16 protein-coding genes are annotated in these 14,808 nt (G+C 71.9%); 10 read left to right on the top strand and 6 right to left on the bottom strand.

The window, feature by feature from the left end:
- Positions 1–29: 29 nt before the first annotated feature.
- Complete coding sequence (locus tag ACFVYS_RS02395) at positions 30–203, top strand: hypothetical protein (protein ID WP_389498066.1); 174 nt, start codon at positions 30–32, stop codon at positions 201–203.
- 62 nt (positions 204–265) lie between these two features.
- Here the strand turns inward: ACFVYS_RS02395 and ACFVYS_RS02390 are convergent, their stop codons facing one another.
- The 3 genes from ACFVYS_RS02390 to ACFVYS_RS02380 form a co-directional block, all read right to left on the bottom strand.
- Positions 266–1,270, bottom strand: a complete 1,005-nt coding sequence (locus tag ACFVYS_RS02390) for a Gfo/Idh/MocA family oxidoreductase (protein WP_389498064.1) — start codon at positions 1,268–1,270, stop codon at positions 266–268.
- A gap of 272 nt (positions 1,271–1,542) precedes the next feature.
- Positions 1,543–2,319 (bottom strand): SDR family oxidoreductase, encoded by a 777-nt coding sequence (locus ACFVYS_RS02385; RefSeq protein WP_389498062.1) that lies wholly within the window; start codon positions 2,317–2,319, stop codon positions 1,543–1,545.
- Between the two features lie 15 nt (positions 2,320–2,334).
- On the bottom strand, positions 2,335–3,501 hold the full coding sequence (locus tag ACFVYS_RS02380; RefSeq protein WP_389498061.1) for a phytanoyl-CoA dioxygenase family protein: 1,167 nt from the start codon (positions 3,499–3,501) through the stop codon (positions 2,335–2,337).
- 118 nt (positions 3,502–3,619) lie between these two features.
- Between ACFVYS_RS02380 and ACFVYS_RS02375 the strand changes: the two genes are divergently transcribed.
- Positions 3,620–4,654 (top strand): LacI family DNA-binding transcriptional regulator, encoded by a 1,035-nt coding sequence (locus ACFVYS_RS02375; RefSeq protein ID WP_389498059.1) that lies wholly within the window; start codon positions 3,620–3,622, stop codon positions 4,652–4,654.
- 76 nt (positions 4,655–4,730) lie between these two features.
- Here ACFVYS_RS02375 and ACFVYS_RS02370 read toward each other — a convergent pair whose 3' ends face one another.
- Complete coding sequence (locus ACFVYS_RS02370; RefSeq protein ID WP_389498058.1) at positions 4,731–5,399, bottom strand: hypothetical protein; 669 nt, start codon at positions 5,397–5,399, stop codon at positions 4,731–4,733.
- A 148-nt stretch (positions 5,400–5,547) separates the two neighbouring features.
- On the bottom strand, positions 5,548–6,705 hold the full coding sequence (locus ACFVYS_RS02365; RefSeq protein WP_389498602.1) for a Gfo/Idh/MocA family protein: 1,158 nt from the start codon (positions 6,703–6,705) through the stop codon (positions 5,548–5,550).
- Positions 6,706–6,834: 129 nt separating this feature from the next.
- On the opposite strand from ACFVYS_RS02365, the gene ACFVYS_RS02360 reads away from it, so the two are divergent.
- On the top strand, positions 6,835–7,881 hold the full coding sequence (locus ACFVYS_RS02360) for a LacI family DNA-binding transcriptional regulator (protein ID WP_389498056.1): 1,047 nt from the start codon (positions 6,835–6,837) through the stop codon (positions 7,879–7,881).
- Here ACFVYS_RS02360 and ACFVYS_RS02355 read toward each other — a convergent pair.
- Positions 7,871–8,245, bottom strand: a complete 375-nt coding sequence (locus ACFVYS_RS02355; protein ID WP_389498054.1) for a cupin domain-containing protein — start codon at positions 8,243–8,245, stop codon at positions 7,871–7,873. The genes ACFVYS_RS02360 and ACFVYS_RS02355 overlap by 11 nt on opposite strands.
- A gap of 122 nt (positions 8,246–8,367) precedes the next feature.
- Here ACFVYS_RS02355 and ACFVYS_RS02350 point away from each other — a divergent pair, with 122 nt between their 5' ends.
- From ACFVYS_RS02350 to ACFVYS_RS02320, 7 genes are all read left to right on the top strand, one after another.
- A complete protein-coding gene (locus ACFVYS_RS02350; protein WP_389498052.1) occupies positions 8,368–8,880 on the top strand; it encodes a hypothetical protein in 513 nt (170 codons plus the stop codon).
- A gap of 147 nt (positions 8,881–9,027) precedes the next feature.
- Complete coding sequence (locus ACFVYS_RS02345; RefSeq protein ID WP_362266118.1) at positions 9,028–9,678, top strand: GntR family transcriptional regulator; 651 nt, start codon at positions 9,028–9,030, stop codon at positions 9,676–9,678.
- Positions 9,679–9,727: 49 nt separating this feature from the next.
- The gene (locus ACFVYS_RS02340; RefSeq protein ID WP_389498050.1) at positions 9,728–10,480 is read left to right on the top strand and encodes a PIG-L deacetylase family protein; all 753 of its coding nucleotides are present in this window, start codon (positions 9,728–9,730) and stop codon (positions 10,478–10,480) included.
- Complete coding sequence (locus tag ACFVYS_RS02335; protein WP_389498048.1) at positions 10,477–11,181, top strand: 4-carboxy-4-hydroxy-2-oxoadipate aldolase/oxaloacetate decarboxylase; 705 nt, start codon at positions 10,477–10,479, stop codon at positions 11,179–11,181. The genes ACFVYS_RS02340 and ACFVYS_RS02335 overlap by 4 nt, the downstream gene beginning before the upstream one ends.
- Positions 11,178–12,290, top strand: a complete 1,113-nt coding sequence (locus ACFVYS_RS02330) for a 4-oxalomesaconate tautomerase (RefSeq protein ID WP_389498046.1) — start codon at positions 11,178–11,180, stop codon at positions 12,288–12,290. The genes ACFVYS_RS02335 and ACFVYS_RS02330 overlap by 4 nt, the downstream gene beginning before the upstream one ends.
- A complete protein-coding gene (locus tag ACFVYS_RS02325; RefSeq protein ID WP_389498044.1) occupies positions 12,287–13,237 on the top strand; it encodes a catechol 2,3-dioxygenase in 951 nt (316 codons plus the stop codon). The genes ACFVYS_RS02330 and ACFVYS_RS02325 overlap by 4 nt, the downstream gene beginning before the upstream one ends.
- 193 nt (positions 13,238–13,430) lie before the next feature.
- Complete coding sequence (locus ACFVYS_RS02320) at positions 13,431–14,756, top strand: MFS transporter (RefSeq protein WP_389498042.1); 1,326 nt, start codon at positions 13,431–13,433, stop codon at positions 14,754–14,756.
- The last annotated feature ends 52 nt before the right edge of the window (positions 14,757–14,808 follow it).

The raw sequence follows: 14,808 nt of genomic DNA, 5'->3' as shown, positions 1-14,808 counted from the left end.
TATGTGCGGTCGGGGACGGGGAGGGTGAGATGCAGGAGGAAGAGCAGGCCGGCACCGCGGAGGGCCGGCGCCGGGCCCGGTTCGGCGCGCTGCCCGAGCGAGTACGCCCGCAGGACATGGTCGAGGAGCGGCCGGCCACCCCGCGTGACCCGGCCCGGGACGCCTACGACCCGGACGAGTTCGCGGTCCGCTACGGCCTGTGAGCCGCTGAGGGCGACCGGGGAACACCTCTCCCCGGTCGCCCTCGCGCGCGGATGTGCCGGGCTCAGGAGGCGCGGACCTCCGCGATCGTCACCGGCCGGTGCTCGTGCAGGGACAGCGTGCACGCCTCCGCGATCCAGCCCGCCTCCAGGGCGTCCTCGATCGTGCAGGGCGAGGTCCGGGTGCCGGCCACGACCTCGGTGAACGCGGTGAGTTCGGCGCGGTAGGCGGCGGTGAAGCGGTCCATGAAGAAGTCGTGCGGGGTACCGGCCGGGAAGGTCACGCCGGGCTCCACCGAACGCAGCGGCAGCTTGTCCTCCAGGCCGACGGCGATCGAGTCCGTGAAGCCGTGGATCTCCATGCGGACGTCGTAACCCCGGGCGTTGTGACGGGAGTTGGAGACCACCGCGATCGTGCCGTCGTCGAGGGTGAGGATCGCTCCGGTGGTGTCGGCGTCACCCGCCGCCTTGATGTAGTCGGCGCCCCGGTTGCCGCCGACCGCGTACACCTCCGTCACCTCACGGCCGGTGACCCAGCGGATGATGTCGAAGTCGTGCACGGAGCAGTCCCGGAAGATGCCCCCGGAGGCGGCGACGTACGCGGCCGGCGGCGGGGCCGGGTCGAGCGTGGTCGAGCGGACCGTGTGCAGTTTGCCCAGCTCGCCGGCCGTCACCGCCGCCCGCGCGGCGACGAAGCCCGCGTCGAAGCGGCGGTTGTAGCCGATCTGGATGGGGACGGCACTGCCCCGGACGGCCTTGAGCACCTCCACGCCCTCGCTCATGGTCTTCGCGACGGGCTTCTCGCAGAAGACCGGGATGCCCGCCTCGACGGCGGCCAGGATCAGGCCCGGGTGGGCGTCCGTCGCCGCCGCGACCACGACGCCGTCCACCCCGGCGGCCAGCACGGCCTCGGGGGAGTCCGCGACCTCGGCGCCGAACCGCTCGGCGGCCTTCTTGGCGGCTTCCGCGAAGGGGTCGGCCACGACGAGCGACCCGACGGCGTCGAGTCCGGAGAGGGTCTCGGCGTGGAAGGCGCCGATGCGGCCGAGGCCGAGGATTCCGATGCGCATGCGCTCCGCTGCTTTCCGTGATTTTGGTTGCTGTCGGTTGCTGGGGCTCTGCCCCAGGCCCCGTCGCCCTTCGGGCTCGTCCTCAATCGCCGGACGGGCTCAGAATGCCTGGGCCGGGCCCAAATGCCCGGGTGGGCTCAGTGCCTGGCTGGCTCTGAGCGCCTGGACGGGATTCAATTTGTCCGGCTGGCTCAGAGTGGCTGGGCGGGATTCCATTTGTCTGGCTCAGAGTGGCTGGGCGGGGTCGGAGGGATCAGGCGGGCTCGGGGGGTTCAGTCCAGGCCGCCCAGGACGTTCTGGTCCCAGTCGATCACTGATCCGGTGACCACGCCCGACCGCTCGGACAGCAGGAACACCACGAAGTCGGCGATCTCGTCCGGCTGGCCCAGCTTGCCCATCGGCAGTCGTGCGGCGGCCTGCTCGCGCCAGTCGTCCCCGGCGCCGTGGAAGGCCTTCTGTGTCGCGTCCTCGCCCTCGGTGGCCGTCCAGCCGATGTTGAGGCCGTTGATCCGGACCCGGTCGAAGCGGTGCGCGTGCGCCGCGTTGCGGGTCAGGCCGATCAGGCCGGCCTTCGCGGCGACGTACGGCGCGAGAAACGGCTGACCGCCGTGGGCCGAAGAGGTGATGATGTTGACGACCGTGCCGGACGCCTCGCGGGCCAGCATGTCCGCGACGGCCGCCTGCATGGCGAAGAACGGCGCCTTCAGGTTGATCGCGATGTGCTGGTCGAACAGCTCGGGCGTGGTGTCGAGCAGCGTGCCCCGGGAGGTCAGCCCCGCCGAGTTCACCAGGCAGTCGACGCGGCCGTAGGAGGCCACCGTGTCGGCCACCGCCCCCTTCGCCTGCCCGGCGTCGGAGAGGTCGGCCCGGACGAAGAGCGCCTTGCCGCCGGCGGCGGTCAGCTCCGCCACCAGCGCCTCGCCCGGCTCCGGCCGCCGTCCGGTGACGGCGACCAGGGCGCCCTCGCGGACGGCGGCCCGGGCGATGGCCGCGCCGACGCCCTGGCTGCCGCCGTTGACGAGGACGACCTTGTCGTCGAGAAGTCCCATGGAGGGGAGGTCCTTTCAGCTCGCGCGCCGCAGGGCGTAGGCCCGCAGCTCGTTCCGGAGTGCCTGCGGGGTCCACTCCTCGTGCAGCGCCCGCCGTACGAGGTCCGCCTGCGCGGGCGGGGCGAGGCCGTCGACCGGCGGGTCGCCGTCGAGGTTGGTGGGGAAGGGATAGCCCTCGGCGCTCGCGGCGACGACATGCTCCAGCCACTCCTCGCCCACGCCCTGCGCCCGGCGCTCCAGCAGCACGGGGTAGACCGCGTTCGCCACCGCCTCCCGGTCCACCGTCTCCATCGCGCGTCCGAAGGCCGAGGACACCTGGAGCAGGTTGGCCATCCGGCGTACGTCGGTGGTGCGGTTGGTGCCGGCGGCGTGGAAGACGGCCGGGTTGAAGAAGGCGGCGTCGCCCTTCGCCAGCGGCAGTTGGACCCGGTTCTTCTCGAAGTACTCCTGGAACTCGGGCCGTCGCCACGCCAGGTAGCCGGGCTCGTACGTCTGTGAGTACGGCAGGTACAGCGTGGGCCCGGACTCCACGGGCATGTCGCCGTGCGCGACCGCGCCCTGGAGGGTGAGCACGGGGGAGAGCCGGTGGACGTGCGCCGGGTAGGCGGCGGCCCTCGCGTCGGAGAGGAAGCCGAGGTGGTAGTCGCGGTGCACGCTCTGCGCCTGGCCGCCCGGGTTGACCACGTTGACCTGGGACGTCATCTGGTAGCCCGGGCCGAGCCAGGCCCGCGAGACCAGCGCCAGGATGTCGTTGGCGTAGTAGTCGGCGAACGCCTGCGGGTCACGCAGGGCGGCCTTCTCCAGGGCGTTCCAGACGCGGTCGTTGGCGCCGGGCCTCGCGAAGTGGTCGCCGGCGGTCGCGCCCGAGGCACGCTGCTCGGCGATGAGCGCGTCGAAGACGGCGGTGGCCCGGTCGACGACCGCCGGATCGGGGAAGGCGTCGCGGAAGACGACGACTCCGGGGCCGTCGCTCAGGGCCCGCACCAGCTCGGCGCGGACCGCGCGGTCCGTTCCGGGGGCGCGCAGCCGTTCACTGTCGTAGACGAGGACGTTCCCCTGCACCGCCGAGGCGTGCGGGAAGTCGGCGAGGTCGGTGGTGCGCTCGACGAGCGGGCGGAAGGTGTCGAGGTCGCAGTCCTGCTCGGTCAGCCAGGCGTGACCTCGCACGGAGGTGAAGGACATCGTCGTCCCTTCGATGGCAATGGCGGCTCAGTGCTGCCATTCTTGTCATGACAAACCCGTCGAACAACCAGCAGGCGGCCATCAAAAACCCCTCAAGCAGATCCCGGAGGAGCTTTCCGTGGGCCACCCCTTCCCCATCCGGGAGATCGCACGTCAGGCGGGTCTGAGCGAGGCGACCGTCGACCGGGTGCTGAACGGCAGGGGAGGGGTGCGGGACTCCACCGTGCAGGAGGTCCAGCGCGCCATCGCCGACCTGGACCGGCAGCGCACCCAGGTCAGGCTCGTCGGGCGCACCTTCATGGTCGACATCGTCATGCAGGCGCCGGAACGGTTCAGCACCGCCGTCCGGGCCGCCCTGGAGGCCGAGCTGCCGTCCCTGCACCCGGCCGTGCTGCGCTCCCGCTTCCACTTCCGGGAGACCGGACCGGTCCAGGAGCAGGTCGCCACCCTCGACCGGATAGCCCGGCGCGGCTCGCAGGGGGTCATCCTCAAGGCGCCGGACGTACCCGAGACCAATGCCGCCGTGGGCCGGCTGGTCGCCGCCGGGATCCCGGTCGTCACCCTGGTCACGGATCTGCCGGCCAGCGCCCGTCTCGCCTACGTCGGCATCGACGACCGGGCCGCCGGCGCCACCGCCGCCTACCTCATGGGCCAGTGGCTCGGTGACCGCCCCGGCAATGTGCTCACCAGCCTGAGCAGCGGCTTCTTCCGCAACGAGGAGGAGCGCGAGATGGGTTTCCGCAGTGTGATGCGGGCCCGCGATCCCGAGCGCACGCTGGTCGAGATCGCCGAGGGGCAGGGGCTGGACGCCACGCAGTACGAGCTCGTCCGGGCCGCGCTGGAACGCGATCCGGACATCCGTGCCGTCTACTCCATCGGCGGGGGCAATGACGCCACCCTGCGCGCCTTCGCCGACCTCGGCCGTGAGTGCGACGTGTTCGTCGCGCACGACCTCGACCACGACAACACCCGGCTGCTGCGCGGCCACCGGCTGTCCGCCGTCCTCCACCACGACCTGCGCCGAGACGTGCGCGAGGCCTGCCACACCGTGATGCGGGCGCACGGCGCGCTGCCGCCGGCCGGGCCCCCGCTGCCGTCGGCGATCCAGGTGGTCACCCCGTACAACATGCCGCCCCCGCCCGCGGCCGGCTGACACCGGGCGCGGGCGCGGGCGGGGGTGGGACGGGACGCGGGCTCCACGGGCCTCTCGGGGCACGCCCGGTGCTTGCTCAGTGCCGCGGTGCCGGCGTCCCGGCCGCCGGGGCGAGGCGCGCCGCGCCGCGGTACATGCACACGCCCAGGGCCAGCAGCCAGTAGCTGAGGACGGCACCCATCAGGGCGGTGGTGCCCCAGCCGTTCGCCGCGTAGAAGAACGCGGGATCGTTGCCGAAGAACAGCGACGGCACGAAGGCCAGGTTGATCCCGGCCAGGACGTACGCCGAACGGCCGGTCCAGCGCGGCAGCAGACGGGTGCGGCCGACGGCGAGGCCGAGCGCGGTCAGGAAGAGCGCCAGCATGAGCCGGGAGATCGACCCGTAGAGGATGTAGGTGCCACTGACGTCGATGGTCGGGTCGATGGGGTGGTCGACGGCGATGACCGCGCCGGCCTCGAGCCCCATCGAGACCAGGGTGACCGTGGTGTAGACGAGGCCTGCGGCGAAGGCGAGCGAGCCGGCCCACGCACGGTCCGGGGCCACCCGGGCGACCAGCTCCCGGAACGCCGTCACGAACACCACCAGGGAGGCCAGCGCGACGATCCCGACGAGCAGCCGGGACAGCACGTTGGCGTCCGGCGGCGGGCCCGAGTAGAGGAAGTACAGCGGCACTTGGACGATGAGGGCGAGCGCGGCGACGACGGCGGCGAGGCCGGTCAGACGACGGGCGACGGCTTCGGACATGGGGATCCCCCGGGTGCTCCGTGTGGCGGGTTCGGTGCCGGCGGCCATGTGCTCGTGCACGTGTGCGCCGACCCCTGAAGCCTGCCGTTCCCGGGGCGCGCCGTCCCTGGCCTTGAGAACCGGATCGGGGGTGGTCCTGTCGCCACCCCTACGGGTGCACGTCCACCCAGGAACCGCTCTCCGCGGAGCGTGTCATCGCCTCCAGCACGGTCGCGCTGTGCACCGCGTCCGCGAGCGTCGCCCCGTAGGGGGTGCCTTCGGCGACCGAGCGCAGGAAGCGGTAGGCCTCCACCACCTTGAGGTCGTCGTACCCCATGGCGTTCGCCGCGCCCGGCTGGAAGGCGCCGAACTCGCCGTCGCCCGGGCCTACGTACACCGTGCTGACGGGCTGGTCCTGGTACGTGGTGCCGCGGCTGACGCCGAGCTCGTTCATCCGCCGGAAGTCCCAGAACACGCCGCCCCTGGTGCCATGCACCTCGAAGCCGTAGTTGTTCTGCTCGCCGACCGAGACCCGGCAGGCCTCCAGCACGCCCCGGGCGCCCGAGGCGAAGCGCAGCAGGCAGTTGACGTAGTCCTCGTTCTCGACCGGGCCGAGTTCGCCGCCGACGGCGAGACTGTGGCCCGCCGTCGCTCCCGTCGGGCGGGCCCGCTCGGGGACGAAGACCGCCGTGTCGGCCGTCAGGGACGTGATGTCGCCGAGCAGGAATCGGGCCAGGTCCACGCCGTGCGAGGCCAGGTCGCCCAGCACTCCGCTGCCGCCCCGCTCCCGCTCGTACCGCCAGGTCAGGGCGCCGTCGGGGTGGGCCGCGTAGTCGCTGAAGAGGCGGACGCGGACGTGGGTGACCGTGCCGAGCTCACCGGAGGCGATCAGGTCGCGGGCGGCTTCCACGGCGGGCGCGTTGCGGTAGTTGAAGCCGACCGCGCCCTGTACGCCCGCCTGGGCCACCGCGTCCGCCACCGCCCGGGCGTCCGGGGGAGCGAGGCCCACCGGCTTCTCGATCCAGATGTGTTTGCCGGCCTCCGCCATCGCGACCCCGATCTCGCGGTGCAGGAAGTTCGGCGCGGTGATGCTGACGGCCCGCACCCGTGGGTCGGCCGCCACCTCGCGCCAGTCCCGGGTGGCGGAGGCGAAGCCGAACTGCTCCGCGGCCTGGTCGGCCCGGCCGGGCACCTCCTCGGCGACGCTCACCAGCTCCGGCCGCAGCGCCAGCCGCGGGTAGTGGTGCCGTACGCGCGCGTACGCCTGGGTGTGCACGCGGCCCATCCAGCCGAACCCGACGACGGCCACTCCCAGCGCATCCACCATGGCAGTCACCACAGCCCTTCCTTGGACCGCTCCATCCACTGACCAGGCCACCCTGTGGGCCTTCTGCCCAGGGTGTCAAGGGTTCCCAGGCCCTTTGACAACCGGTGCGCCACATGGAACGGTCCAATCATGAGGCCACCGACCATCCGTGATGTCGCCGACCGGGCCGGGGTGTCCAAGTCACTGGTCTCGCTGGTGCTGCGCGGCTCCGACCAGGTGCGTGCCGAGAAGCGGGAGGCCGTCCTGCGGGCCGTGCGAGAGCTGGGCTACCGGCCCAACGAGGCGGCCCGCAGTCTCGGTGAGCAGCGCACCGTGCCCGACCCCCGCCCCCGCTCGGCCGGGGGGAACCCCATGGTCGGCGTCCTGCTGCACGATCTGCGCAACCCCTGGTACGTCGACCTCCTGGACGGCCTCAACTCCCTGCTGCACGCGAGCGGCCTGCACATGCTGCTGGCCGACGCGCGGCTGCACCGGCGCGTCGGCCAGGACCCGGCCGGGCCCTTCCTGGACCTGGGAGCGGACGGTCTCGTCGTGGTCGGCACGCTGCCCGACCCGGCGGCCCTGGAGACCGTCGCCGCCCGGATGCCGGTCGTGGTCGCGGCGGCCCGGGAGCCGGTGCCGGCCGGGGTGGACCTGGTGGCGAACGACGACGAGCGCGGCGCCCGCCTGGTCACCGAGCACCTCGTAGGGCTCGGCCACCGCCGCATCGCCCACCTGGCGGGCTACGGTGCCGTCGCCGACCTGCGCCGGCGCGGCTTCGAGGCCACCATGCGGGCGGCGGGGCCGGACCGTGCGGCGCTGGTCGAGGCGGGGGACATGACCGAGGAGGGCGGCTACCGGGCCACGGTGCGGCTGCTCGCCCGCGCCGACCGGCCCACGGCCGTGTTCGCCGTCAACGACATGACGGCGGTGGGGGTGCTGTCGGCGGCCGAGGAACTGGGGCTGCGCGTGCCGCGCGACCTGTCCGTGGTCGGCTACGACAACACCGGCATCTCCCGGCTGCGCCATGTGTGGCTCACGACCGTCGACGGCGCCGGCCACGAGGTCGGCCGCCGTGCCGCCCGCTGTCTGCTCGACCGCCTCGAACGGCCGGGCGGGGAGGGACGGTTGCAGCTGACCCCGCCGGTCCTGGAGGTCCGGGGGACGACGGCGCGCCCGCCCGAGGTCACAGCGTGATCGCGTAGGCCTTCCGCAGCGTCTCGTGGACCGTCCAGGTCGTCCGGTCGCCCTCGCGCAGCACCGCCATGTCGCCCGGACCGACCGTCAGGGTGGGACCGCCCTCGACCTCGATGGTCGCCGACCCGCTGATCACCACGAACAGCTCGTCCGCCTCGGTGTCGGTGACGACGCCCGGGGTGATCTGCCAGATCCCCCTGATCTGCCGGCCGTCCGCCGACTCCCACACCACCTTGCCGGTCACCTCGGGGGTCCCGGCGACGATCTGCCCCGGGTCGAGCGGCTCGGGTTCGAGGCCGGCGTCGGGGATGTGGACGACGAAGCTGTGGCGCGGAGGGCTGTCGGGACCGCTGTCGGTGCTCATGAGGCGACCCTAGCGAGGCCGTACGTCCGCCGGGCGTGGACACTGTGTGGGCTGTCGGCCCAGGTGGGAGGACACTTCGTCACGACTGGCGGCCCGTGCGGGGCGGGGTGATCGTGGTGCCCATGGCGGACGACACCGTGCCGGCGCGCGAGCCGCACCGGCACGACACGCGTGAGGCTCTCCTCTTCGGCGGTGTCTACGGCGCGGTGCTCGCGAGTTCGATGGTCGCCGCGCTCAGCCAGTACGGGCACACCTCGCGCGGCAGCCGCCGGTACGACGCCATCTGGTTGCTGGTGACCGCCTTCGCCTCGGCGCTCGCGCACGGCTACGCCCACTACATCGCCGAGCGGGGTGCGCACCGACGAGGGGACGCGCTGCGCACCCTCGTCGAGGAGTGGCCCCTTGTCGCGGCCGTGGTGCCCACCGTCCTGATCCTGGCGGGCGCCGGCTGGGGCTGGTGGCCGGCGAGCGGGGTGGAGTACGCCGCGTTCACCCTGAACATCGCCCTGCTGTTCGCCCTCGGCCTGGTCACCGCCCGCTGGTCGCGCCGCCGTTGGCCCGTCGCGGTGCTGATCGGGGCGGTCGACGCGCTGCTCGGTGTGATCGTGGTCGTGGCGAACGCGTTGATCAAGTAACCCAGTGGCCCGCGCAGTCCCACGCCGTGTCCGTCCAGTGGGAACATGGCGCGGCGGAAGCACGCGCGCAATACGGCGGACAAAATTGTTGACAATCTTGTTTCGCTAGATTTAGGTTCGACAGGCACTCACTCAGGGAGGGCAACCATGCCGAAAGAAGCCCGTCCGAGCACCGGGGAGCAGGCCAAACAGCATGCGCTCGCGCAGCTGCGGCAGGCGATCCTGCACGGCGAGATGGCACCGGCCCAGCGGCTGGTGGAGAACGAGCTCGCCGAGCAGTTCGGTGTGACGCGGGCCAGCATCCGCGCGGCGCTCATCGATCTGGAGTCCCAGGGGCTCGTCGAACGGATCCGCAACCGCGGCTCGCGGGTGCGGGTGGTGACCGTGGACGAAGCGGTCGCCATCACCGAGTGTCGCATGGTTCTCGAAGGGCTCTGCGCTTCGAAGGCGGCCGTCGCGGCCAGCGACGACCAGCTGATCGAGCTGACCGACCTCGGCACGGCCATGACCAAGGCCGTCGCCGACGGCGAGCCGGTCACCTACTCCGACCTGAACCACGAACTGCACGTCCGCATCCGGGAGTTCTCCGGCCAGCAGACCGCGCAGCAGCTGCTGGAGCGGCTGAACGCCCAACTGGTGCGCCACCGCTTCCAGTTGGCGCTCAGGCCGGGGAGGCCGCAGCAATCCCTGAACGAGCACCTGACCATGATCGAAGCGATCCGGGCCAGGGACCCCCAGGCGGCCGAGACGGCCGTCCGCGCCCACCTCACCAGCGTGATCGAGGCGCTGCGCGACTGATCACGGCTGCGCGGGGCGGGCGCCCACCTGTCACCAAGGAGATCTGAGAATGACCCAGGCCAACGCGCCCGCCAGCCCACCACGATCGACCCTCGTCGTCACCGCGCACGCCGGCGACTTCGTGTGGCGGGCGGGCGGTGCCATCGCCCTGGCCGCCTCCCGCGGGGAGAAGGTCACCATCGCGTGCCTGACCTTCGGCGAGCGCGGTGAGTCCGCCAAGGCGTGGCGCGAGGGCAGGAAGCTCGACGAGATCAAGGCGATACGCCGGGACGAGGCCGAGCGAGCCGCCGCCACCCTGGGCGCCGAGGTCCGCTTCTTCGACGCCGGCGACTACCCGCTCGTGGCCACCGCCGAGCTGACCGACCGGCTCGTCGCCGTCTACCGGGAAACCCAGCCGGACGTGGTGCTGACCCACCCCACCGAGGACCCGTACAACGGCGACCACCCGGCCGCCAACCGCATGGCGCTGGAGGCCAGGGTCCTCGCCCAGGCCATCGGCTACCCGGGCGAGGGCGAGATCATCGGCGCGCCGCCGGTCTTCTACTTCGAGCCGCACCAGCCGGAGATGAGCGGCTTCAAGCCCGAGGTGCTGCTCGACATCACCGAGGTGTGGGACACCAAGCGCGAGGCCATGGAGTGCCTCGGCGCCCAGCAGCATCTGTGGGACTACTACACCGACCTCGCCGTGCGCCGGGGCGTCCAGCTCAAGCGCAACGCGGGACCGAACCTGGGGCTGGCGCACAAGACCATGGCCGAGGCGTACATGCGTCCCTACCCGCAGATCGCCAAGGAGCTGTCATGAGCGGCGTGATCGTCACCGATCCGCCGAAGGCGGAGCTGAAGGACGTCGACGCGCTGGCCGGCTTCGGCGTGGCCACGGTCGGCGAGGCGCTGGGCCGGACCGGCCTGCTGAGCCCGGAGATCCGCCCCATCCAGCAGGGCGTACGGGTCGCCGGCACCGCCGTGACCGTGCTCAGCTGGCCCGGCGACAACCTCATGATCCACGCGGCCGTCGAGCAGTGCGGCGAGGGCGACATCCTGGTCGTCACCACCACCTCCCCGTCCACCGACGGCATGTTCGGCGAGCTCTTCGCGACCGCCCTCCAGCGGCGCGGGGTGCGCGGCGTGATCACCAACGCGGGCATCCGCGACACCCAGGAGCTGCGGGACATGGGGTTCGCGGCCTGGTCGCGGGCCGTCTCCTCGCAGGGCACCGTGAAGGCCACCGGCGGCTCGGTCAACGTACCGATCGCGATCGACGGCCAGGTGATCCGTCCGGGCGACGTGATCCTCGCCGACGACGACGGCGTGGTGGTCGTCCCGCGCGAGCGTGCCCGCGCCACCGTGGCGGCGTCCGAGGCCCGCGAGGCCAAGGAGGCCCGCTCCCGTGCCGCCTTCCTCGACGGCGAACTCGGCCTGGACCGCTACGGGTTGAGGGAGACCCTGAAGCGGCTCGGCGTCGAGTACAAGACGTACGACGCGTACACGGGGGAGTCGTCGTGACCTTCGTGCCCGAGGAGCTGCCCTGTCTGCTGATGCGGGGCGGCACCTCCAGGGGCGCGTACTTTCTCGCCGACGATCTCCCCGCCGAACCGGCCTTGCGCGACGAGCTGTTGCTGCGTGTCATGGGCAGTCCGGACGCACGCCAGATCGACGGCCTGGGTGGCGCGCACCCGCTCACCAGCAAGGTGGCCGTGGTGTCGCCGTCGGCCGACCCGCACGCCGACGTCGACTACCTCTTCCTCCAGGTCGGCGTGGACCGACCGGAGGTGAGTGACCGTCAGAACTGCGGCAACATCCTCGCCGGTGTCGGCCCGTTCGCCGTGGAGCGCGGGCTCGTCGCCGCGGGGGAGGAGGAGACCGCCGTCCGCATCCGCATGGTGAACTCCGGCGACCACGCGACGGCGACCTTCCCGACGCCGGGCGGCCGCGTGGACTACACCGGCGCCGCCGAGATCTCCGGAGTGCCGGGGACGGCCGCGCCCGTGGTGATCGAGTTCCCGCCGGGCACCGGCACGCTGCTGCCCACCGGCAACGTCCGTGACGAGATCGACGGCGTCGCGGTGACCTGCGTGGACAACGGGATGCCGACGGTGCTCATCGCGGCCACCTCCCTCAAGGTCACCGGCTACGAACTGCCCCGGGACCTGGAGGAGGACGTCGCGCTCGCCGACCGCCTGCGGAAGATCCGTCTGGCGGCGGGCCGGCTGATGGGCCTCGGCGACGTCTCGGACACCACCGTGCCCAAGCTCACGCTGCTCGCCGCGCCCCGCGGCGACGGCGCTGTCACCACCCGCACCTTCATTCCTGTGCGCTGTCACCCCTCGATCGGGGTGCTCGGCGCGGCCAGCGTCGCGGCCGGCCTGCGGATCGAAGGCAGTGTGGGGGCGGACCTGGCGAGGATCGACGCCGGCAGTGACCGAATCCGCATAGAACATCCCACCGGATTCCTGGATATCGAAAGTAGCCTCGGGGCAACCCCCGACGGTCTGCCCGCCGCCCGCCGCACCGCCGTGGTGCGCACGGCCCGAAAGATCTTCGACGGCACCGTCTTCCCCAGGTCCGCCGAGACGGCCCCCCTCTCCCCCCGCTCCCTTGGAGGTCAACGATGACTCCGCCGCTCGGCGACATCGCCCACATCGGCCATGCCCAGCTCTTCACCCCGGACCTGGACGCCAGCGTCGGCTTCTTCACGGACTACCTGGGGCTCACCGTCAACGGACAGGACGGCGACACGGTCTATCTGCGGACCTTCGACGACTACGAGCACCACAGCCTGGTGCTCACCGCCCGCGAGCAGCCCGGTCTCGGCCGGCTGGCCCTGCGCACCTCCAGCGAGGAGGCCCTGCGGCGCCGGGTCGAGGCGGTCGAGGCGGCGGGTGGCACCGGCCAGTGGGCCGAGGACGAGCCCGGTCTGGGCAAGCTGTACGTCACCACCGACCCGGACGGCCACGAGCACGCCCTGTACTGGGAGAGCGAGCACTACCGGGCGCCCGACGAGCTGAAGCCGGCGCTGAAGAACCAGCCGCAGGCCAAGCCCAACCGGGGTGTGGGCGTAAGGCGCCTGGACCACATCAACTTCCTCGCCGCCGACGTGCTCGCCAACTCCGAGTTCCAGCAGAACCTGCTGGGCGCCCGCCCCACCGAGCAGATCAGGCTCGACACGGGGAGGATCGCGGCGCGCTGGCTGACCTACACGAACAAGTCGTACGACGTCGTCTACACCTCGGACTGGACCGGCAGTTCCGGGCGGTTGCACCACATCGCGTTCGCGACGGACACCCGTGAGGACATCCTGCGCGCCGCCGATCTCGCGATCGACTCGGGCGTGTTCATCGAGACGGGCCCGCACAAGCACGCCATCCAGCAGACGTTCTTCCTGTACGTCTACGAGCCCGGCGGCAACCGCATCGAGCTGTGCAACCCGCTCACGCGCCTCGTGCTGGCCCCGGACTGGCCGCTGATCACCTGGACCGAGGAGGAGCGCCAGAAGGGGCAGGCCTGGGGTCTGCGGACCATCGAGTCGTTCCACACGCACGGCACACCGCCCGTGAGCTGAGTCTGTTTTTCGGGTGCGCAGGGCGTCGGACCAGCGGATCGACTGATTGTCGATGAGATTGTTGACAAAAGTGTTGACTCTCTCCGGGCTGATCCTTAGCGTCTTGCGCACACCGGGTCAGCCGCACGAGCCGCGCCGGCCCTCTTCACTCGTCCCCTCCAGGGAACGTCTCCTGGACGAGAGGAAAACAACGATGTCCTCCTCCCCCGCGCTGTCCGCCCGCGGCAGCAGACTGGCCCTCCTGGTCGTCGGTCTGTGCTGGCTGGCGGTGCTCTTCGACGGCCTCGACATGTTCATCTACGGCTCGGTGCTGCCGCACCTGCTGGAGACGAAGACCTTCGGCCTCACCCCGGACACGGCCGGCGACCTCGGCAGCTACGCCACCTTCGGCATGCTGATCGGCGCCCTGACGGCGGGCACCGTCGCCGACCGGATCGGGCGCAAGAAGCTGATGGTCGGCTGCGTGATCCTCTTCTCGCTCGCCTCCGGCGTGTGCGCGATGGCGGGCAGCGTCGAGGTCTTCGGCCTCGGCCGGACCCTGGCGGGCGTCGGCCTCGGCGGCCTGCTGCCCACCGCGATCAGCATGGTCTCCGACTACGCCCCGCGCGGCCGCGGCGCCATCGTCATCGGCCTGCTGATGACCGCCCACCACGCCGGCGGCATCCTCTCCGCCTACGTCGCCAAGTGGCTCATCGACCCGGTCGGCTGGCGCGCCGCCTTCTGGGTCTGCGTGCTCCCGCTGCTCTTCGCACCCGTGCTCGCCAAGCTGCTGCCCGAGTCGCTGAGCTTCCTCGTCGCCAAGGGCCGCGCCGACGAGGCCCGCGAGCTGGCCACCCGCTACGACGTCGAACTGCCCGCCGACAAGTCCGGCAAGCAGGGCGCGGCCGACCGCTGGAACGCGCTCAAGGACCTCTTCCGCGGCGGCGAGTGGACCCAGACCCTGCTGTACTGGCTGGCCTCCTTCGGCGGCCTCCTCCTCGTCTACGGTGTCGCCACCTGGCTGCCCACCCTGATGCGCGCCGAGGGCTACGAGCTGGGCTCGGCCCTGTCCTTCGTGGTCGTCTTCAACCTCGGCGGCATCGTGGGCATGCTGGTCGCCGGGCGCGCCGCCGACCGGTTCGGCGCCCCGCGCATCTCCGCGATCTGGTTCGCGCTGACCGCCGCCGGCGTGTTCCTGCTCAGCGTCCACATGCCGATGAGCGTGACGATGATCGTCGTCTTTTTCACGGGCGTCTTCCTCAACAGCGCCCAGACGATGATCTACGCGACGGTCTCCATCCGCTCCCACGCGGACAACCGGGCCACCGCCGTCGGCTGGACCTCCGGCATGGGCCGCTTCGGCGCCGTCTTCGGCCCGTGGCTGGGCGGCCAGCTGCTCGCCTCGAACAACGGCGACTGGGGCTTCACCTCGTTCGCGATCGCCGGCCTGTCGTCCATGGTCTTCATCGGTATCGCCGCGCTGCGCAGCTCGAAGCAGACTCCGCGCGGCGCCGATCAGGAGCTGGTGGGCGCGCACTGAGCGAGCGTTCGGCGCACGGCTGACACCGGGGGCAAGGACGGACGCCGGCCAC

Origin of the sequence: Streptomyces sp. NPDC058295, from assembly GCF_042880655.1 — a bacterium.
GTDB classification, from domain to species: Bacteria; Actinomycetota; Actinomycetes; order Streptomycetales; family Streptomycetaceae; genus Streptomyces; species Streptomyces coriariae.
The sequence above is the reverse complement of the archived record's forward strand: the minus strand, read 5'-3'. Positions and strand labels throughout refer to the sequence as shown.

Bases quoted from the DNA above. Each gene is read 5' to 3' on its own strand.
- ACFVYS_RS02395 (WP_389498066.1), top strand. From the start codon at position 30: ATGCAGGAGGAAGAGCAGGCCGGCACCGCGGAGGGCCGGCGCCGGGCC.
- ACFVYS_RS02390 (WP_389498064.1), bottom strand. From the start codon at position 1,270: ATGCGCATCGGAATCCTCGGCCTCGGCCGCATCGGCGCCTTCCACGCC.
- ACFVYS_RS02385 (WP_389498062.1), bottom strand. From the start codon at position 2,319: ATGGGACTTCTCGACGACAAGGTCGTCCTCGTCAACGGCGGCAGCCAG.
- ACFVYS_RS02380 (WP_389498061.1), bottom strand. From the start codon at position 3,501: ATGTCCTTCACCTCCGTGCGAGGTCACGCCTGGCTGACCGAGCAGGAC.
- ACFVYS_RS02370 (WP_389498058.1), bottom strand. From the start codon at position 5,399: ATGTCCGAAGCCGTCGCCCGTCGTCTGACCGGCCTCGCCGCCGTCGTC.
- ACFVYS_RS02365 (WP_389498602.1), bottom strand. From the start codon at position 6,705: ATGGTGGATGCGCTGGGAGTGGCCGTCGTCGGGTTCGGCTGGATGGGC.
- ACFVYS_RS02360 (WP_389498056.1), top strand. From the start codon at position 6,835: ATGAGGCCACCGACCATCCGTGATGTCGCCGACCGGGCCGGGGTGTCC.
- ACFVYS_RS02355 (WP_389498054.1), bottom strand. From the start codon at position 8,245: ATGAGCACCGACAGCGGTCCCGACAGCCCTCCGCGCCACAGCTTCGTC.
- ACFVYS_RS02350 (WP_389498052.1), top strand. From the start codon at position 8,368: ATGGCGGACGACACCGTGCCGGCGCGCGAGCCGCACCGGCACGACACG.
- ACFVYS_RS02345 (WP_362266118.1), top strand. From the start codon at position 9,028: ATGCCGAAAGAAGCCCGTCCGAGCACCGGGGAGCAGGCCAAACAGCAT.
- ACFVYS_RS02340 (WP_389498050.1), top strand. From the start codon at position 9,728: ATGACCCAGGCCAACGCGCCCGCCAGCCCACCACGATCGACCCTCGTC.
- ACFVYS_RS02335 (WP_389498048.1), top strand. From the start codon at position 10,477: ATGAGCGGCGTGATCGTCACCGATCCGCCGAAGGCGGAGCTGAAGGAC.
- ACFVYS_RS02325 (WP_389498044.1), top strand. From the start codon at position 12,287: ATGACTCCGCCGCTCGGCGACATCGCCCACATCGGCCATGCCCAGCTC.
- ACFVYS_RS02320 (WP_389498042.1), top strand. From the start codon at position 13,431: ATGTCCTCCTCCCCCGCGCTGTCCGCCCGCGGCAGCAGACTGGCCCTC.